The 21,345-nt window shown below is 32.9% G+C and carries 11 protein-coding genes; all 11 read right to left on the reverse strand.

Translation table 11 applies throughout. The annotated features are described in order from the left end of the window. Positions 1–74: 74 nt before the first annotated feature. Entirely contained in the window at positions 75–3,107 is a 3,033-nt protein-coding gene (locus Q0842_RS06645) for a sugar-binding domain-containing protein (protein WP_298495829.1), read from the reverse strand. Between the two features lie 51 nt (positions 3,108–3,158). Next, a complete protein-coding gene (locus tag Q0842_RS06650; RefSeq protein WP_298495831.1) occupies positions 3,159–4,601 on the reverse strand; it encodes a sulfatase in 1,443 nt (480 codons plus the stop codon). 40 nt (positions 4,602–4,641) lie between these two features. After that, entirely contained in the window at positions 4,642–6,330 is a 1,689-nt protein-coding gene (locus Q0842_RS06655) for a sulfatase (RefSeq protein WP_298495833.1), read from the reverse strand. A 35-nt stretch (positions 6,331–6,365) separates the two neighbouring features. Next, a complete protein-coding gene (locus Q0842_RS06660) occupies positions 6,366–7,865 on the reverse strand; it encodes a sulfatase (RefSeq protein WP_298495836.1) in 1,500 nt (499 codons plus the stop codon). Positions 7,866–7,883: 18 nt separating this feature from the next. Continuing rightward, entirely contained in the window at positions 7,884–8,855 is a 972-nt protein-coding gene (locus Q0842_RS06665) for a family 43 glycosylhydrolase (RefSeq protein WP_298495838.1), read from the reverse strand. Between the two features lie 29 nt (positions 8,856–8,884). Further along, positions 8,885–10,894: a hypothetical protein gene (locus Q0842_RS06670; protein WP_298495841.1), complete on the reverse strand. Its 2,010-nt coding sequence runs from the start codon at positions 10,892–10,894 to the stop codon at positions 8,885–8,887. 6 nt (positions 10,895–10,900) lie between these two features. Continuing rightward, on the reverse strand, positions 10,901–13,675 hold the full coding sequence (locus Q0842_RS06675; protein ID WP_298495843.1) for a family 78 glycoside hydrolase catalytic domain: 2,775 nt from the start codon (positions 13,673–13,675) through the stop codon (positions 10,901–10,903). Between the two features lie 3 nt (positions 13,676–13,678). Further along, entirely contained in the window at positions 13,679–16,477 is a 2,799-nt protein-coding gene (locus Q0842_RS06680; RefSeq protein WP_298495845.1) for a family 78 glycoside hydrolase catalytic domain, read from the reverse strand. Between the two features lie 211 nt (positions 16,478–16,688). Continuing rightward, positions 16,689–19,139: an Ig-like domain-containing protein gene (locus Q0842_RS06685; protein WP_298495847.1), complete on the reverse strand. Its 2,451-nt coding sequence runs from the start codon at positions 19,137–19,139 to the stop codon at positions 16,689–16,691. A 103-nt stretch (positions 19,140–19,242) separates the two neighbouring features. Beyond that, positions 19,243–19,557 (reverse strand): L-rhamnose mutarotase, encoded by a 315-nt coding sequence (rhaM, locus tag Q0842_RS06690; RefSeq protein WP_298495849.1) that lies wholly within the window; start codon positions 19,555–19,557, stop codon positions 19,243–19,245. Between the two features lie 3 nt (positions 19,558–19,560). Then, positions 19,561–21,276 (reverse strand): hypothetical protein, encoded by a 1,716-nt coding sequence (locus Q0842_RS06695; protein ID WP_298495852.1) that lies wholly within the window; start codon positions 21,274–21,276, stop codon positions 19,561–19,563. Positions 21,277–21,345 lie beyond the last annotated feature (69 nt).

Below are 21,345 nucleotides of genomic sequence, written 5' to 3' on the forward strand. Positions count from 1 at the left end.
AAAAAACATTAATAATGCATTAAAAAATATTAACCCTCCTATTATGTAAAAATCATCACACTATTCTTTTTAAATTAATCAATAAAAAGTTCATCAATATAAGGGCCGCTTTCTCCAGTTGTTTCAAGCTTAATACTATTAGCTCCTGATTTAAAATAGACTTTAGCATTTACAAATTTCCAATTTTGCACCCAACCACCTGTAGGGACAAATTTAAAGGTTTTAATGTATATATCGTTTACAAAGAGTTTCATTGGATAGGTTTTACCAGCATCATTATGCATATATCTAAATCTAATGGCATACTCTTTTCCAGCACCATCATTTTCCTTATAAAACGTAACAGCTCCTTCTTTACCATCAAATTTGACAAAACCTGAGCCTTTAAAGTGATGAGCATCTTCACTTGCTTTTGCTTCTCCTGTAAGTATACCCTCTTCGGCAGCAATGTTTATTCCTCTACCAATCCACATATCTTTAGAGTGCTCGTCTCCCCAAAATAAACCTTTGTTTTTACCAAAGGTTTCTTCCATATTTAAAACAACTTTACCATTAAGTTTAACTACTGCTTTTACTGTAGTACCATCGGTAACTTGAAAAGCGCCTTTGTAAACTTTTCCGTTGGTTTCTGGATTTTCGCCATTGGTTGTGTAACGAATTTCTAAATCATCAGAATTTGAAGTTCCAAAAATTTGAATTTGTTTAGCATCGATTGTTATTTTATTTGTAATATATAATGCCTTATCACCTAAAATTGAAGCGGTTGTTATTGATGCTTTTTCTGCGTTAGGTAATGCTCTTAAAAACAATCTAGACTTACCAAAAAATAAAGCTCTATAGTCTGATTTTGTTCTACTGGTTGGGTCAATTGGATTTCCATTTTCCATAGAAATTTTCTTAACATCGCCTTGAATATTATAATAAACCTTATTTTCTCCGTAAGGATATAAATTATCCTTTTCATCTAATGCTTCTGAAGTAATGATATAACTTGTAGTAAAAGAATCTTCAGCATCTAACTTTTGAATACTTGTTTTTAATTTTGAAGGTTGCTTACTGGTTGAAAAAGAGGTGCGTTTTACTTCTTTACCATCAATGTATGCTACGGCTTCTAATTTACCATCTTGGTAAGGTACCATCCACTCGCATTGCATTTCGTTCCAAACGCTTCCTGGTTTATCTTTACCTAAAGATTTTCCGTTTAAAAACAGTTCTACTTCCTCTGCATTAGAATATACCCAAACCGGAATTACCGTTCCTTTTTCCATTCTTGGATGGGTCCAATGAGGAAGCATATGAATCATGGTTTCATTAGTCCATTGACTTTGATAGAAGTAGAATAAATCCTTTTTAAATCCTGCTACATCTAAGGCTCCTCCCATAAATAAATTAAATGGTAAACCTCCATGAGCTAAACCTGCCTCTCCGTAATAATCGAAACCTGTCCAACGGAAATGACCACTATGCCAAGGATTATCACGCATAACTTCCCAATATTTTCTAGCTGATACTCTTACAGTAGCATTATCATAAGACGAATTGAAACTTTGTTTTCTGTTTCGCCAGTTTTTTGGATTAATCCCTTCGTAGAAAAATACTTCTTTATCAGTTAAATTTGGCAACTCGTAAGTTCCTGGTAATTCATTATCTCTCCACCAAGTTTGTGTTCTGTAATAGCCTCGTGTTTGCCATGTATGTGGTGCTTCGGTAGAAATAAATGGTTTATCAAAGGTTTTACTTTCAATAAATGCTTTTGTTTCTGAACCTCCGTTTACACCTTCAATATCCATATCTTCTGGGTTTCCTGCACCAGATGTAAATAATCGAGTTGGGTCTAAATTTTTTCCGAATTTCACTAAGTCTGGTGCAATATCGTCATGAGTTTCGTTTCCTAAACTCCAAACAAAAATACTAGGATGATTACGGTCTCTAGTAATCCACTCTTTTACATCGCGTTGCCACCACTCATCAAAAGCTTGTTTCCCATAATCTTGTGGTGCTTTTTTGTGCCAACCATCAAATATTTCATCCATAACTAACAACCCTATTTGATCACATATATCATAAAACATTGGTGGTGTTGGGTTGTGCGATGGGCGAATGGCATTAATGCCCATATCTTTTAAAGATTGTAATTTCCAACGTAATAAAGGTTTTGTCCAAGCGCCTCCTACAGGACCACCTTCCCAATGCTCGCAAACACCTTTTAGCTTTACATTTTCACCATTTAACCAAAAGCCAGTTTCGGTTTTCCAGTCTACGGTTTTAAATCCAAAAATAGTTTCTAACTCATCAATAACTCTTTTACCATCTAAAATTTGGGTAACGGCTTTGTATAAGGTTGGACTTTCTGGACTCCACAATCTTGGGTTTTCTATTTCAAATTGATATGTTGGGTTTGCAACTTTTAATTTTTTACATGTATTAACCAATTCTTTTCCCTCTGGAGAAAACAATTTCACTTCATATTTTAGATTCTTTAAATCGCCATTAATTTCTGCATCAATAGAAACAGTCGCTTTACCTTCTTTAATTGAGGGCGTTTTTATAAAAATACTATTGGGTATAAAATGCGTCGGGTTTACAACAATTAATTTTACTGGTGCGTAAATTCCACAAGGATGATACCAACGTGCTGATGGTTCTAAACTATTATCGACCCTAATCGCAATGGTGTTTTTACCTTGTTTTAAATATTTAGAAATATCGTAACGAAAACTGATATAACCATAAGGTCTTTTACCTAAATGGTTGCCATTTATCCAAACTTCACTATTCATATAAACCCCATCAAAATTGATGTAGGTTACCTTTGATAGGTTTTGTTTTTTTACCTCAAAAGTTTTTCTATACCAGCCAATACCTCCATCATGATAACCGCCACCTTGACCTTGATCGCCTCCTTTACGAACGCCTTTTTCAAAAGACCAATCGTGCGGCACGTTTAATGTTTGCCAGTTGAAATCATTAACATTTTCTTTTGAAAATGATTGATTATCATCTAAAATAAACTGCCAATTATTATTGAAATTTATTTCCGCACGTTGCGAAAAAAGTTCCAACGACAAAAACATTAGAGAAAGTATTATTATGAAATGCTTTTTCATGGTATTGCGATAGTGTTTTTTATTTAAACTGATTTTATATAGATTTATATTTTACCTAGGAATATCATTTTGCAAGAATGGCTTATCCCTTGGAAATTGTTTTTCTAAAAGCATTTTCATTCTTTTTTCAACTTTCTTATATTTTATATTTCCAGATAAATTAACATAAGATAAAAGGCTGTTTTTATGCTCGTATAATTCGGCTTGCAAAACCTCATTAGTTTGAGAATTTCTCCATTCTGTATAACGCCACTCGCCATCTGTTGCCGTACAACCCATTATTTTTTTTCCTCTAGCAAACACACTTGTTGCCACTTTATCCCATCTTTTTTTTGGATTATCAATTACAGAAAGTAAACTTCTTCCTTCCGATTTTGGATCTTGTAATCCACATAATTCAACTAAAGTTGGAAATATATCTACATTTTCTACTAAGGCATCAGATGATTTGCCAATAACTCTATGTTTATAGCCTGTTTCTCTACTAATAATTAACGGAACTCTTACATCAATTTCTAGATTAGAATGTTTACACCAAGCTCCATATTCACCTATTTTATATCCATGATCGCTCATAAAAATAACCATAGTGTTTTTACGTAAATCTAATTTTTCTAGAGTATTCATGATTTTACCAATTTGAGCATCGATAAAACTAACAGATGCGTGATAACCATGAATTAAAGTTTGGGTTAAATCATCATCTAAATCGCCTTCTTTGGGTATTCCATAATATCCCCTTAGTTCTCCCCAATTAGTTAATGCTAATCTGTAAGCATCTTCAGGTTTTTTTCTTGAAGGAATTTTGAAATTATCTTTATTATGTAAATCCCAATATTTTTTTGGAGCATTAAATGGTAAATGGGGTTTACTTAAACCTACAAACATCAAGAACTTATCATCTTTAATTTTGTGCAATGTTTCTATGGCATATTTTGAAACACGACCATCTTTATAAGCCTCATCTTCTACATCTGCATCTTCGTAAGCAGGGCCTTTAACAGATTTTTTACCTTGCTTTTTTAATTTCTCTATTAAAGCTAAGTTGTCTGGCTTTAAATAGCTATTTGGCTCTTTCTCATAAAAATTCGTCCAACTTTCTTTATCATCATGACCATGATGATATACTTTACCAATACTTACCGTTTTATACCCATTAGCCTTGAATAATTGTGGCATGGAAATTACATTTTTATGAATTTTCCGAAATGGTGTAAAAATACTATATATACCCAGAGACTCTGGACGTAATCCTGTTAACGTACTCATTCTAGAAGGACCACAAATAGCTTGTTGTGTATAAGCTTTATTAAACATTACTCCTTCTGAAGCTAGCTTATCTATGTTTGGTGTTATTGCTGTTTCGCTTCCGTAGCATCCTAATTCTGCTCTTAAATCATCAACGTAGAAAACCAATATATTTGGTCGTTCTGCTTGAGCTGAAGTTGATAAAAAATAAAATACTGTTAAAAATAAAAATATATAATTTTTCATTGTAAAAAATGATCTATTGGTTTTAGTAATACTATTAAAATTATTTTTTAGCTATTTGCTTAGCTTTGGTATAGCTACCTGTCCTATTTAACTCATCATAAATTCGCATTTTCCAATAATAGGTTTTGCCTTGTTCTAATTTAAGATTACTAGGTTTTTCAGCTTCATTTGAAGTGCTTTGTATATTAGCACTATTCCAAACATCTCCTATATTGTTATTAATGTTTTCTTGAGAAGAGGCTACTAAAATTTGATATGCTGTTTGTTTTTGTATGGTGTTTGACAAATCCCAACTGAATGCTTTACCATCAAATCTATTTTCTACAATAGTTAAGGCATAAGGGTCTTTATACTTTTCTATTAAATTTTCACACTTTGCTCTTAAGTTATTTAACACGTCTTTGTATTGCTTATCATTAACAAGGTTGTTTGTTTCTCTTGGATCGTCTTTTAAATTGTATAATTCTTCAATAGATTTATTATCAACATATCTAAAATACTTCCAGTCTTTAGTTCTAACCCCTTCACTTGGTGCTATATTTTTAAAGTCCCATAAATGTTCTATTAAAACCGTATCTCTTTCTAAATTCACTTGTTTTTCATCAATAAAAGGTTTTAAACTTTTTCCGTGCCAACTTGCAGGTGCTTCTACGTTAGCAAAATCTAAAATTGTAGATGGTATATCTATATTTAATGCCATGGCATCAACATCTTTATGTTGTTTATTCCTTGGGTCGTAAATAATTAAAGGTACTTTTAATGAGTTATCGTACATTAACCATTTTCCAGAAATTTGTCTTTCGCCTAAGAAAAACCCATTATCTCCCATTAAAACAATAACTGTATTATCTGCTATGCCTTTAGCTTCTAATTTTGTTCTTATTTTGGCTATTTCGTTATCAATTCCAGCTAGCATTCTAAAATAGCCTTTAACACTATGTTGATATTTCTCTGGTGTATCATAACGCCAATACCAACGTAAACGATTAAAACCATCCTTTACCAATTGTGGTAGCTTATTATAATCTTCATCAGAAGAAATATTAGCATCTGGCACGGTTACATTTTCTAAAACATGATTGTTTTCTTCTTGCCAAAAGTATTGCTCTACAGTATTATCGCTTGCATGAGGTGCGCTAAAACTCAGTTGTAAACAAAACGGCTTATCTGTTGGTGCTTTGTCTAAAAACTGTAGTGCTTTTTCTCCTGTATAACGTGTTAAGTGCACCGTATCTTTACCTAAAGTTTTGTAGTAATAACTGGTAATATCTTTACGGTCGTATCTTAAATCGTAATTTTCATGAACATCATAAAGTGAGTCTAGTTTTTTATATTTTACACCAAACTTCCCATATAAACCAGTATAATATCCAGCTTTTTTAAGCAGTCGTGGATATGCGTTTTCCATATATTCGTCTTTCATAACTCCTGTTGTAAAACTGTAGTTATGTGTTCGCTCTTGTAAGCCACTAAATATACTAGCTCTACTTGCTGCACAAATTGGTGTTGTCGCAATGGTATTTTCAAAAAACACACCATTTTTTGCTAGTTTATCCATTTCTGGAGTGTGTGCTAAATCATTTCCAGCATAGCCTAAAGCATCCCATCTTTGATCGTCTGTTAGGATAAAAATAATATTAGGTTTTTCTTCTTTAATTTCAGAAGACTTGTTATTATTACAAGCTAGAAATGACAATCCTATTATTGATAATGTTAGTAATTTATTCATTTTAATAATATTGATTAAATAAATATATAGAAGTTTTACTTTACTGGTTTTGGTGATTGTACAACTCCCTTGCCTACTTCAAATTCCCAATGTGGAACAGCTGGCTTTTTCTTATCAAATGTGTAGTTGTATTTTTTGAGATAATAATCTCTTGATTTAAATTCATCTCCAATTTGAGCTAATTTCCCATTCAATTTATTATCTAATTCTAATTGAATTGTTTTAAACTCAGGTTTACCTAACAAATTATTCATTTGGTAAGGATCTGTGACATTATCAAAAAACATACTTGGGCCATTAGGTGTTCTTGCATAGGTGTATTGTTTGGTTCTAATGGCTCGATATGGTAAACTACTGTAATTGCCTGCAAAAGGAGCAACACTCATTACTAATGCTACTCTATCTGCACTCGAATCAGGATTCTTTATTAGTGCTGTTAAATTTTCTCCTTCAATATCTTGTGGAATTTTTATGTTAGACAACCCTAACAACGAAGGTAAAATATCAGGCGTGTTTATAGGTGCATTTATAATTGCACCTTTTTGCTTATCTATTCCTGGATAGCTTATTAAAAATGGGACTTTTATAGATTCATCCCATGCGCGCTGTTTCTGAAAAGGTCTAACATCATGTGCCCCCATCATTTCGCCATGGTCGGCAGAAAAAACTACTATAGTATTATTTAATATATCAAGTTCTTTTAATTTATCTAAAACGGTTCCAATGGCTTCATCGGTTGCGGTTGCATGTGCATAGTAACCTTGCAATTCTTCACGACTTCTATCTTTAAACTTTTCAGCAACATTTGGGTTTAAGGTTAAAGATTCTGGCGGGTACAAATCCTTATACTTTTTAGGCGCATTATCGTGCGGAAAATGTGGTGTTGCAATTGAAATGAATGCTAAAAAAGGTTTGTCATCTTTTGCATGCTCTGTTATATATTGATTGGCATCTTTAACAATTGCAAATGGCGAATACTCTTTCCAGTATTTTATCTCAGGATTATCATTATCATAATACGGCATTTTGGTGTAATTATGTGAGCACTCTAGAGCCTTCCAATAGTCAAAACCTTGGCGTCTTTCTTTTGGAGTGTAATTTAACCGTCCATGACCATCTAAATGCCATTTGCCCCAATAGGCAGTGTTATAACCTGCTTCTTTGTAAATTTCTGCCATTGTTAATTCTTCAGATGGCAAATACAAGTCATTAACAAACATACCTGTTGTTGTTGGAAACTTACCTGTTAATAATGCTGCTCTATGCGGTGTACAAACTGGCATTACAGATACGGCATTTGTAAAATTAACCGACGCTTTTGCAAACGCATCTAAATTGGGTGTTTTTACATCAGTATTCCCTGCGTATCCTAAAGCAGCCCCTCTCCATTGATCGGTTAGAATGTATACAATGTTTGGTTTTCTAGATACCTCTTTTGAATTTTCTGATAATGACTCAGATTTTGTTTCTTTTTTACAACTTGATAAAGTAACTACTGTTAAAAATAGAGCTATCGAAAATAATTTGATTTTCATTTTTTGGATTAATTGATTTTATTTAATTTTTTGAACCCCTTCTTTTGTGGCGTAAATTTCTTGTATTGTTCCGTCTGCGTTATAATATAAATATTCGATACAGGTATTTCTTCTAAATTTTGTACCTCCATTCCAACCTTGCCAATGGTAGAAGAAATAGTTTTGTCCTTTATATTCTACTATAGAATGATGATCTTGTCTTTGTTTTGGGTTAATCGCTCCTTTATACTGAAATGGTCCGTAAGGACTATCTCCCATAGCATAAAAACCTCCTAAACCTGCATTATAAGAATAGTAATACTTTCCTTTATATTTATGCATATAACTGGCTTCAAAGAAATTTTTAGCTCCATACTCTATAGCTCTAGGGGTTTCAGCTAATTCTAAAAGGTTGTCTTTTAATAACGCCATTTTTGGTTCTCTAACACCCCAATACAAATACGTTTTCCCATCTTCATCAGTAAAAATACAAGGATCCAACCATTGTCCTTCAACACCTTCAATCCAACCTATATCTTTAAATGGTCCTTCAGGCACATCACTAACAGCAACACCACATCTCATATCATCTTTAGAACCTTTTACAGAATGCGGATACAATAAATAATACTTATTATTTTTATAAATGGCTGTAGGTGCCCACATCCATCCTTTTGCACCCCACGGGATATTCTTAGAATGTAATACTTCTCCGTGGTCTTTCCAATTTACCATATCTGTTGATGAAAAGGCATGGTACCCATCCATGGAATCATAGAATGTAGCATCTTCCATATCCTGAGAGGTGTACATCCATACTTTTCCATCTTTCCATACATGTGCTGAAGGATCTGCAGTACGAATATGACGAATTACTGGATTGTTATTTACTTTTTCAATTGAAACTTCTTGCTGTTCTGTTTCTGTTACTTTTGTGTCGTTAGATTTACAGCTAATTACTATAGAAAGAACTAACAATAAAGTCTTTATTTTTCTGGCACTTACTCTCATTTATCCTTTTTACACTTTAAAATAAAATTCTAATTATTACCGCTTATGTAATCCAATAATATCGCTTTTACATCTTTTACTGTGCCTTGTTTTAGTCCATTTTTTGTATTCGCACCAGTTATCCAATATAATATCATACCAGCATCTGAGCAATCCCACTTTCCTTTTTGAAATTTAACCACATCATCAACCTCAGCCATTTTACCATATAACCATACTTGTTGTAACCTTGGGTCTTTATGGTCTCTAGCCCAATCCCACTCTGCAATATTAACTTTAAGTTTTATGTTCTGGTCTGGAATCCTAACTTCTTCAACTCCAAAATCTAAAATTTGCTGCCATGTGTAAAAATCTCCCGCATCATCGTTAGCAGGGTGGTGTGTTATTACTTTTACATATTTATGTTTGTCTTTAGAACTCGCATCAAGTGCAAAACCAATTATATCCGGTTCGCCTGCTTCTATAATCCAAAGTGGGTCTTCAGCTGTTGATGCGTTAATGGCTTTAGCTAAATCTTTAGTAGTTTCATCTATATTCCATTTTGCATCTAAAAATTTAATCCCATCAAAACCACCCCATCGTCTTGCTGTAACATCGCAAACACTTTGCATAAGGGCATGACGTTCCATTTCTGCTTTTTCAGAAATTCTGTTAACACGAACAATATCACAACTATGAGAGTAGTGTACCAATGTGTTTTCTAAACCTGAGGCTCTTAATAAGGCTAAGGTAATGGCTGTACCACCTAAATCATCAGGGTCGGGGGAGTTACCATCAGCAACAACAGCAATACGACCTTTAGGCGCGTTTATCTCTGGCTTTGTATTTGGTAACACTTTTAGCGCTCCATTATAAGGTGTTTTTATAACATCTTTTCCTTTGCCAACTGGGGCAAAAATAATACCCGACCAGCGTGCTCTTGCCCATTCTTTTCCGTCTGCACTTCCAATTTTGGCAATGACCGTGATTTTATCGCCTTTTTTAAACTTTATATTTTCCCAGAGGGCGTTGTTACTTTCTCCTTCTTCAAATAGATCTTTGGTTAATGGCGGTTTAAACGTTCCTAATTTTTTATCGTTGATTCTTATAGTAAATTCTGATTGTCCATCATTTTCTCCAACAGCAACAAATACCAAATCATAGTTTCCATTTTTAAACGTGAAAGGTGTTGTTGTTTGCGCTTCTTTTTGCTTGTTTGGATTAATCCCTAGCCATTTACCTCCAGCGTGTTTATAAAACCCTGTGCCTTTAATTGGAAAATCATCAATAGGTAGGGTTTTATTTTCAATATTAGAAGCTGCTATTTGTTTGTAATACGATTGTAAAGGCCAAAGCGTGGTTACTTTTAAACCTTCGCCTTTTGGTGTGTAAGTACTGTCTTTGGTTAAAATGAATTTATCAAACTCAAAACCATCCTCACGCATACTAAATTGAATATCGTGAGTACCAGCTTTATCTATATCTAAATAAATTTCTTTTGGCAAACCGCAATGCACTTCTTTTGTTCTTTGCTTACTCTCCCAAGTCCATTTATTTTTTCCTTCGCACCACTGCATGCGCTGCCCGTGCTCTGGCCACTCTCCATTTAATCCAACATGTAAACCATTATCCTCACTCCCTGTGCTAAATGCACGCACCCAAACGTAATAGCGTCCTGGATTACTAAAACTAACTTTATAATGCAAGATACCCATTTCACCTGCCTTATTGGAAAAGTTTTCGCCTTGGACTAGCTTATCGGAATGTGTTATTCTTGTATCAGGTAATATTTCGACGTAAGTATTATTACTTGCATTGATGTGATGTGGAGCGTCTTCATCACTACCTACATTCGATACAGCATTCTTTGAAGTGATATACCATTGTCGTAGTTCTGAATTGCTCTGTTTATTGAAGTATTCAGCTTCAACAGCAACCATACCGTTATTTTCTTGAAATATAACTTTGTTATCAACAATAGGCGTGTTGAATTTTGTGGACTGAGCGTTCAAAACTAAACTTGATACGATTAGCAAAAACGATACTAATTTTATTTTCATTTTTAATTATTTAAGTTTTGATTGAAATTCGTATGATCCAGCTTGTACTTCTAATACGAATGCATCCTTCTCAGTATTAGTTAATTTTACGTTTGAATTATCTTCAACGTTAGTATCGTTTAATAAGAGTGCTTGTTTCGTATTAGCTAGAATAACAACTTTTGCTGTGGTATTTGGAGGCACAACCACTTCTAATTTAAAATCATTACCTTTTATTTCCCAAGTAGAAGCTACTTTTCCATAAGGCGTATTTAAACTAGCTGCCGCTGATGTTAATGGTTCTTTTGGTACAGGCGCTATTCTAATAGTTTTGTAACCAGCCTCTAAAGGTGCAATACCTGCAATACGTTCGTACATCCATTCACCAATAGCACCATAAGCATAATGGTTTAGACTATTCATTTTTTGAGCATTAAAACCATCTTTTTTACTATAACTGTTCCAACGTTCCCAAATAGTGGTTGCGCCTTGATTTATAGAATAAAACCATGACGGATAAGTTTCATTAAATAATAATTTGTACATCAAGTCTAATTCACCAGTTGCATCTAAAACTTCGTATAATAAAGGGGTACCTAAGAATCCGGTTCTTAAATGATTATCGGCTTCTGCTATTTTTCTTAATAAATGTATTTTAGCATTTGCTTTATTCTCTTCAGAAAGTAAACCAAAGGCTAAAGCTAGTAAATAAGAGGTTTGTGTTTCTGCGACATCTTTTACTTTTCCGTTATTAAAAAACTTGTTTTCAAAAGCATTTGCAACCGTTTTATAAATGGCATTATATTTTTCAAATTCTTCAGTTTTACCTAAAGCTTTAGCTGTTTTTGCTGTTAAGTTTGCAGAATGCGCAAAAAATGCAGTTCCTATTAAGCTTTTAGATGTATCTCCTTTATTGTCGCCATTTTCTGGAAGCGGCTGTAACCAGTCTGCAAAAAAGCCCATAGAAGAAATGTTATTTTTAGTAACACTTTCGTGGTATTTCACCCAGCCTTTCATGGTTTCAAAATTCTCTTCTAGGATTTTTTTATCTCCTGTTCTTAAGTAAATTTTCCAAGGTATAATGGTACATGCATCTCCCCAACCTGCACTTACTTTATTGTTGTATAAAACATCTGGAACAACCCAAGGAATAGCTCCATTATCGCTTTGTGATTCGCGAACACTTTGCATCCAACTTGCCCAAAACTTATATACATCGGCATTAAACATAGACGCTGGTGCAAATACTTGTGCATCTGCAGTCCATCCCATACGTTCGTCACGTTGCGGGCAATCGGTTGGGATATCAAAAAAGTTTCCTCTTAATCCCCAAACGATATTGCTTTGTAATTGATTTAACTTTTCGTGAGACGATGTAAAGGTTCCGTTTTCTTCAAAATCTGAATATTGCACTAATCCTGTTACCCAATCTTTTGATGGGGTTTTTGAAGTATCAAATCCGCTTAATTCTACATATTGAAATCCGTGAAATGTAAATTTTGGCATCCATTCAATCACACCGTCCTTTGAAGCTGTATAATAATTAGTTGACTCCGCACTTCTATAATTTTCAGTATAAAACGTACCATCTGGAGATAACTTTTCAGCAAATCGAACTTTTAATGTTTGCCCTTTTTTCATTGGCACTTTTAGCAAAGGCACACCTACCATATTCTGTTGAAAATCAAAAATAGCAGCTCCATCTTTTTCAATAATAGCTTTTGTTGCTAATTCAATTTTAGATTTAACTGTGGTATGTCTTTTAGGTTCTAGCCTTATGTCTTCCGTAACAGGAAATGTTTTTACAGACTCCCATGTTTTATCATCAAAATTAGTAGTGGTCCAATTTGGCATTTCTAAATTGGCATCATAGGTTTCTCCATCGTAAATTTCAGAAACTCGAATCGGTCCAGTTGTTGTTCCTTTCCATGTGTCATCAGATAAAATCATTTCTTTAGAACCATCTTTCATAATTAATTCTAATTGAAACAACATTTTAGGAGTTTCTGTATCGCTCCAATATGATTCCATCCAACCTAAACGTCCTGAATGCCATCCTGCAGCAACCTCAACACCTATGGTGTTTTGTCCAGATTCTATTAAATTGGTAACATCGTAAGTAATCGTTTCAATACGTTCTTTATAAGGCGTATATCCGGGAGGCATTACATCATCACTAACATCTTCTCCATTTATAGCCACATCAAAAACCCCTTTTGCGGTAATGTATAATCTTGCGGAAGCAACATCATTAGACAATTTGAAACCTTTTCTTAAGTATTGCGGTCTATGAATAATATTATTTTGACTTCCTAAAACCTTTTCTTTTTTCGTGTCTAAACCAATCCATTTGGCTTTCCAATCATTATTATTCAATAAACCCAACTCAAAATGATTGATTTCACTCCATTTTGAAGCTTCATTATCTTGATTCCAATATTTAACTTGCCAATATACTTTTTGACGTGATTGTAAAGCTGCTCCTTCATACTTGATCCAAGTAGATTGTGCTGTTTGCTGTTTCTCAGAGTTCCATAAATCTGCATGATCAGGTAACAAATCTGGACTACTGGCCACTACTATTTGATATGCTGACTGACTTAAAACACCTTCTGAAACTGGCAACTGCCATGAAAAACTTGGCACTTTATCATAAAACCCTAATGGATTTTCAAACCCTTCTGAAATGGTTAATTTTTGAGCTTCTGCTATAGTTGCTTGTTCTTTACATGACGTAAAGCTCAAACAAACACTAGCACATAACGCATATATAAAATGTTTAAAGTTCATTTTTTTTAACATGATTTAAAGTTTAGTTTGAAAGTTATAGGTTCCTGGTTCTGCTAAAATCTTTACCGAATTTGTATCAGAACTCATTAATTTTAAATTTGAATTTTCTGTAAAAATACTTCCATTTACAAATAAATGATCTTTATTACCATAAGGAATATGTACCTCTGCAGAAGTATTAGGTGGAATTATAACATCAAGATTAAAAGAATCATTCTCAATTTTCCAAGATGATGAAGCTTTTCCATAAGGTGTTTTTACGCTTGCTGAAGCTGATGTTAAATATTCGGTATTAGGTAAAGGTGCAATTCTAATTTTTAGGTAACCTGGTTCTAATGATGCTAGACCAGCGATACGCTCGTACATCCATTGGCCAATAGCGCCGTAGGCATAATGATTTAAACTATTCATAGGCTGTGAATTGTAACCACCTTCTTTACTAAAGCTATTCCAACGTTCCCACATCGTGGTTGCGCCTTGATTTATAGAATAAAACCAAGATGGATACGTTTCTTTAAATAGAATTTTATACATCAAATCTATTTCTCCCATATCATCTAAAACCTTTGGTAAAATTGGTGTTCCTAAAAAACCTGTTCCTAAATGATAATCGGCATTTTTAATTTCTTCCAATAAATACTTTTGCGCTTTTATTTTGGTTTCTGGTTTAAATAAATCAAAATAAATACCTAGTAAATAACTTGTTTGTGTTTGTATTTCTCCTGTAAACTTTCCTTCTTCAAAAAAAGCATTTTCGAAAGCATTAGCAACTGCTTTGTATAAATCTCTATATTTTTTTGCATCCTCTGATTCACCTAGAACAACCGCAATTTTAGACACTAAATGTGCAGAATGTGCAAAAAAAGCGGCATGTATTAAGTCTTTTGGAGTATCACCTCTATTACCCAATTTATCAGATTTAGAAGGATAAGGTTGCAACCAATCTGAAAACGAATGCATCTTTGGTAAATAAGGTTGTTTTTTTACTTTAGATTGATAGTAACCAACCCATTTTTTTGCCGACTCATAACTTTCTTCAAGCACAGTAATATCGCCAGTTGCATTGTAAATATCCCAAGGAATAATTACAGCAACGTCACCCCAACCAGAACTTCCATTTCTGGTTTGTAATACATCTGGTACAATAAAAGGCACCATACCATCTTTATGTTCAGATTGATTTTCTCTTAAACTTTGCAACCAAGCCGTCCAAAATGCATGTACATCATAGTTAAACAAAGATGTTGGTGCAATAACCTGTGCATCTCCTGTCCAACCCAAACGTTCATCACGTTGCGGACAATCTGTGGGGATATCGAAAAAATTATCTCTTAACCCCCAAGTAATATTACTTTGTAATTGATTCAATTTTTCATGAGAAGAAGTAAACATTCCGTTTTTCTCAAAATCTGAATGCTGCGCTATACCTTGTACCCAAGAAGCTTCTGGTTTCGCATTTTTATCGTAACCACTTAATTCTAAAAATTGAAATCCGTGAAATGTAAATTTTGGAACATACTCTATAATTTCATTTTTAGCAGCTACGTAATAATCGGTTGACTTTGCAGAACGATAATTCTTGGTGTAAAAAGTATTGTCTTTTAACAACATTTCAGAAAAACGTATTTTTAAAGTATCGCCTTTTATCATAGGCACTTTTACTTTTGGTACGCCAACTATATTTTGTTTTAAATTAAAAACTGCCGAATTATCATCAACTGAAACTATTTCTATATCTTTTAAAACCCCTTGATATTTTACAGTTTGATGTCTTTTTGGAGCTAATTTAACATCCTTAGAAATAGTTTCTGTTTCAACTAATTTCCATTTAGAATCATCAAAAGTAGCAATATTCCAATTTGGTATTTCAAAATTTGCATCATATACCTCACCATCATAAATACCAGCTAAACGTATGGGCCCATTAGTTGTTCCTCTCCAAGATTTATCAGAAACAATGGTTTGTTTTGAACCATCTTTCATGACAACTTCTAACTGAAATAAAATTTTAGGTGATAAAAAATTATCATAAAGCGCGGTTAGTCTGCTAATTCTTCCTGAATGCCACCCAGAAGCTAACTCAACAGCTAAAGCGTTTTTTCCTGCTTGTAAAAGCTCAGTAACATCATAAGTCAATGTTTCTATACGGTGATTATATGGCGTCCAACCCGGTGTCATAACATCGTCACTTACATCTTTTCCATTTAAATGCACATCAAAAACACCTTTTGCTGTAATGTATAATCTTGCCAAAGCCACATCAGAGGCTAACTCAAAACCTTTCCTTAAATATTGTGGCCTGTGCATTAAAAATTTACGAACACCCTTAATGCTATCTTTTGCAGTATCTAATCCTACCCATTTGGCTTGCCAGTCGGCATTGTTTAATAAACCTAATTCAAAAGAATTGATTTCGCTCCAATTTGAAGCCTTTTTATCTTGATTCCAATACCTTACTTGCCAATATACTTTTTGTCTTGATTTTAGTGCTTTTCCTTGATATTTTACAAAAGTTGATTGTTTACTTTTTTGTTTTTCAGAATCCCATAAATCGGGATTATTAGATAATAATTCTTTAGAAGATGCTACAACTATTTGGTAAGCAGATTGGGATTTAATTTGTTCTGATACAGGTAATTCCCATGAAAATGTTGGATTGGGGTTATAAAACCCTATAGGATTTTTAAAACCTTCGGAAATTTTTAAGGATATTGGTACATTAATCCCTTCTTTAATACATGACACACATAAAAGTAACGAAACGATAACACAATATAATAAGAAATGAAAACTTGACTTTATTGATAATTTCATATTAAACACAAAAAGATAACAATATTTTACGTCCCTAAAAAAGGTCTTAAATTAACTACCAAAGTCTTATTTTTTTTGATAAAAACTATCCTGTACTGTCTCGAAATTTAAATATTTAATAAGAATTACTTTTCATCTGAATTTTATAAGTAAAAAAGCTAGAGATTTTAGAATCTCTAGCTTTTTTTAAACAAAATGTTTTTTTAACTTTTTATCTAATTATAAGTTTAGAATGGAAAACCCTTTGATTATCGTCAACTATTTTTATTAAATATAATCCCGATTTAAATCGACCATTATTATCAATATCAATTCTATTTGAATTTATTGTATTTTGATAAATAATTTGTCCAAGCATATCGTTTATTACAATAGTAGCTTTATTTACGCCATTAAGTAAAACGGTAAATTGATTGTTTGCTGGATTAGGAAAAACCTTCGCTGAAAAAGCATTGGCTTCTACTTCTGGTGCACTTAGCGTTGTAGATTCTACTACCCATTTAGACCTGTCGTCGGAATTTCCAATATGTTCAATTATACCGTTGGCGTTGTGATATATATAATTTGAACCATTTCGTGTTCGAAATTGATATGTACCATCACTACTGTTATAAATAACGGTAAACTGTTTATCCGAATCTTCTCTTGGTGCAGAAAACCCTGTATTGATAATATCATTTGGAGGATTGCCAGCTGCTCGTAATATTCCCCTATCAGATCTTTTACTTTCTATATTATAATATTCTCCAGCTTTTACAAATTCCCATTCCTTATCGCCAGAAGCACTATTATCGCCTGTATCACTTTCAACGACATCTGAACCTACAGAGTATAAATATTTGCCTGTAACAAAATTCTTAATTCTATAAATATCACCTGTTAGGTCTGTTGGATCGAATTCACTAAAATTAACAGTATTTTCAATTGAAGATACTGTTTCATTATTCACATTATACGCAATAGCTTGAAGTGTATAGTCTCCTTCAGCAGTAGGTGACCAATCTATAGCATAAGGCGCACTATTGTCTTCACCAAAATAAGAACCATTTACCCAAAATTCAACCTTAGATATACTGCCATTTTCATCAACTGCATTCGCCGAAACTTGAACTGTTTCTCCTATATCAAAAGATGCACCGTTGGATGGTGAAGTTAAAGATACTCTAAACGGTTCTTGCACAATATCTAAATCAATAATCTGAAGATAAAGTGGCTGCGCATTACCCGATTTATCTTCCATTAAGTAATAGTATGCTTTACCATTTTCTATGTGGACAACGCCGTGGTCAAACTGTTTTCCACTAGTAGCCTCATAAACCTTCTCAAAATTATCAGTTCCGCCTTCTGCTTTGTACACAACTACCCTACCGTTATTTAAACCTACTGTATAAACATTAGGCCCTGAGGTGTAAAAAGATCCTGTTATAGATTTTTCTGTAGTTGTAAACTCTGTAGCACCTGCTGGCTTGTAGGTGTGTAAATTTTTAGTAACGTTATTATCCAAATCTCGTACCTGACTCTTAATATGTACATCCCCATTGTTGGTAACGGTCCAATCAAATCCCCCTACAATGTATACTCTATTTGGATTTGTTGTCTCTACGTAATCTCCAGGTTCCATGACTTTCATAAAATCGGCATCCCATAATGGAAGACTAAAAGATTCTCCTTTATAATTCTTCCAACCCGTAGCAGCCGTTTGATCATCTGAATAGGCATAATACACACCGTTTTGATAAAGATATTTATCATCATTGTTTTGTGACCTACGTTGAAAACCTAAACGAAACTTACCGTTTACATATTTCATATCACCGTAAAGCCCCCAGTTATAATCAATTCCTGGTTGGCTTCTAGCATTTAACCTATTAAAATCTGTGAAATTACCCCAATCTCCTGTATTGGCATCGTATTTTATAAACTTAAACATACCATTGTTATTACCACCTTCCCGCATAAGCATGAAAAGGTCACCATCATCATTTTGGAAAAACCGTGGATAGGTCAATGCAACAAACTCAGATTGAGCAGCAGTACCTGGCATTCTTAAATGTTTATAATCATCATTAGAATTTTTAACAAACTTATCTAATGTAAAATCTGCATCTGGAAGAGATGCCGCATTTTTAACTGAATAAGAATATCTAAAATAATCGTTAGCTAAACTTCCATTTGATGGTCTACTGGCACTGTAAGCATGCATATCATATAACAAATGAATTGTACCATCTAAAGGACTTATACCAACAGCTATGGTATTATGAGATTCTCCAATCCAGTATTGATTTTGATATCCTGTATGCCTATGAGGAAACTCTATAGTTGCCATTGTACCGGTTACTGTATTGTAACGGGTAAGCATAACATGACGATCTGCTTTACCACCACGATACCACGTCATAAAAACATAATCACCATAGGTTTTTATGGCATCTCCATGAGCAGAAATATTACGTCCAAAGAAAAAATCATATGGTGCATTATCTCCTGTATTAGAGGTGCCACTAGAAACTTTACTACCATCAAAATGGAGACCTAAATCTGTGATTTTAACTTCCGTTTCTAGAATAACTTGAGCTAAACTGGTTTGAAATAAACACAGCGTAAGAAGAACACTTAAGTTTTTTATTAAGAAACTTAAGTTTGGGGTATTTTTTTTCATGCTTTTTTTTTTAATATTCGAAATTGAATAATTATATAAAAATTATGAAAAAAAAGTTTAAAAGTATCCTGCTCTATCCTGAAAAACAGACAAACAACTATATTTACTCCATATAAAACACTTCTTCCAAAGGAATTGAGACTGGAGAGTTATCTGGATTAACGTCCATAATATCTGCCATAAAATCCCACCATTTTTTTACAATTGGATTATGTGCTAAATCTTGAGAACCTCCATCTCCTGAAACTTTTTGAAAAGCAAAAAGGGTATGGGTTTCCTCATCAAAAAATATGGAATACTCACTTACACCATTATCTTTTAAAAGCTTTTCAAGTTCTGGCCATAGCTCATTATGGCGTTTAGTATAGGCTTCTTTTTGTCCTTTATTTAATTTCATTTTAAAAGCTAGTCTTTGCATAATTTATTTAGTTTTATCAGTTTCAATATAAGGTATTGCTCCAGGATAACCCATTGGTACATTTGAAAAATACTTTTTGTCTTCTATTTTCTTAATTTGTTTATATGGTATCATTTCATAATTTATATCATATAATACTAATTTCTCTTTAATTGATTTCTTGAACCACCTTGGACTTATTTGTATTGATTTATTTTCTTTTTTTAATAATAAAAGTTCTTCTTTAACTTTTAAAGTAGTTAAAGCTTCCCAACGAATATGAATAAATAATACAATTAATGCATTTATCATAATTAAAAAAATGAGTCCATAATTAAATGCTTTTTTTTCTTTAAAAGAGTATAATCCAATAAGCATAGGTATAATAGGAATTAGCCATATTTGAGGAGCAAAACGGGCCCACCAAAAATGCTTACTTATTAGCAAAGAACTAATTATGGCACTATATGCTATAAGCACTAGAAGTCTTTTACTTTTATAATGCCTCAATAAATAAAACAAATAGAGTATTGAAAGAATTAAGATACCACTAAAAAAAGGACCAAAACCTGCAATTCTAGTTTCATGAAAACGGTAGGCTTTCCAACTTGAAATACTAGATATAAAAGGTATTGCTAATTCTGCATTATCTTGATTATCGTAAGGGGCATTTCCTGGTTTACCAAAATGAGCATAAAACAAACGAAACGGTAGTGATTTACCTTTCATATTTAAAGGTGTTTCATGCTTTTCATTCCCGTCTTTTCCTTGTTCTAGTTGACTTAGATATTCTTTAGATCCTAAAATGGGATATAATGGATTCCCTCTTTTATGCAGGTTTGAAACATAAGGATTGAATCCAAAAACAATTAGCCCTAATACAATTGCTAAAGTATGAAACCCTATATAGTTAAAAATCAAAGCTTTATTTTTTAATAGAATATACATAAATCCAAAGCCTGAAAAAATAATTAAAAATACTATACCTGTAAACTTTACATTGAGTAATCCAACTATTGCCATTATACCAATTAAGAGGTGTAAAAAATTATATTTACGAATTACAGAAAATAGAGCTGCTATATAAATACTGAGATACAAAAAAAGAAGACCATCTACTAAATAAGTTGCAATTTCGCTCCACACTACAGGATTTAAAATAATTAAACTAGAAACAATAAAACTATTTCGTTTACTTAATCTAAACTTTCTTGATACTATATAAAAAAATAAGCTAGCAGCTATTAATACAATAAAATTAAGTGCTTTACCGGCTTCAATAAAACCAAAAGTACTGTATATAGATGCAGCCATATACCAGGATCCTTTAGGAAAATGAATAATTGATAAATCGTTACTTCTATTAAATTTTCTGATAGGTTCTGAAAAAGGGTTCCACCCTTCGGCTAAATTATAAATAGCAGACTGATGATACCATTGTCCATCCCACGATAAATCCAAGAACAATCCTGAAACCAATAAAGAAAATACAATAAAAAAAAAACTTAGTAAAACCGAAACCTTAACTGTTCTTTTATCAATTTCATATTTCTTTCCTAAAATAAAAAGAACGATAACAGCCAAAATAACAGATAATGGAAATGTCCATGGTAAAAAAAAATGCCCAATAATAAAACTTAATAAAACCAATAAATGATTTAAACAAATAGTCAGTAACAGTATAAGGCAACAGCTTAATGTTATTTTATAACCAAAAGAATATTCATATTCTTTATTCATATACTAATATGATTTTTTCTTAGATAAAGAATTCTTACAACTATTTAAGATAATTATTATAAAATATTC

The sequence above is a fragment of the uncultured Algibacter sp. genome (genome assembly GCF_947495675.1).
In the GTDB taxonomy this organism is placed as follows: domain Bacteria; phylum Bacteroidota; class Bacteroidia; order Flavobacteriales; family Flavobacteriaceae; genus Algibacter_B.

Bases quoted from the DNA above. Each gene is read 5' to 3' on its own strand.
- Q0842_RS06645 (WP_298495829.1), bottom strand. From the start codon at position 3,107: ATGAAAAAGCATTTCATAATAATACTTTCTCTAATGTTTTTGTCGTTG.
- Q0842_RS06650 (WP_298495831.1), bottom strand. From the start codon at position 4,601: ATGAAAAATTATATATTTTTATTTTTAACAGTATTTTATTTTTTATCA.
- Q0842_RS06655 (WP_298495833.1), bottom strand. From the start codon at position 6,330: ATGAATAAATTACTAACATTATCAATAATAGGATTGTCATTTCTAGCT.
- Q0842_RS06660 (WP_298495836.1), bottom strand. From the start codon at position 7,865: ATGAAAATCAAATTATTTTCGATAGCTCTATTTTTAACAGTAGTTACT.
- Q0842_RS06665 (WP_298495838.1), bottom strand. From the start codon at position 8,855: ATGAGAGTAAGTGCCAGAAAAATAAAGACTTTATTGTTAGTTCTTTCT.
- Q0842_RS06670 (WP_298495841.1), bottom strand. From the start codon at position 10,894: ATGAAAATAAAATTAGTATCGTTTTTGCTAATCGTATCAAGTTTAGTT.
- Q0842_RS06675 (WP_298495843.1), bottom strand. From the start codon at position 13,675: ATGTTAAAAAAAATGAACTTTAAACATTTTATATATGCGTTATGTGCT.
- Q0842_RS06680 (WP_298495845.1), bottom strand. From the start codon at position 16,477: ATGAAATTATCAATAAAGTCAAGTTTTCATTTCTTATTATATTGTGTT.
- Q0842_RS06685 (WP_298495847.1), bottom strand. From the start codon at position 19,139: ATGAAAAAAAATACCCCAAACTTAAGTTTCTTAATAAAAAACTTAAGT.
- rhaM (WP_298495849.1), bottom strand. From the start codon at position 19,557: ATGCAAAGACTAGCTTTTAAAATGAAATTAAATAAAGGACAAAAAGAA.
- Q0842_RS06695 (WP_298495852.1), bottom strand. From the start codon at position 21,276: ATGAATAAAGAATATGAATATTCTTTTGGTTATAAAATAACATTAAGC.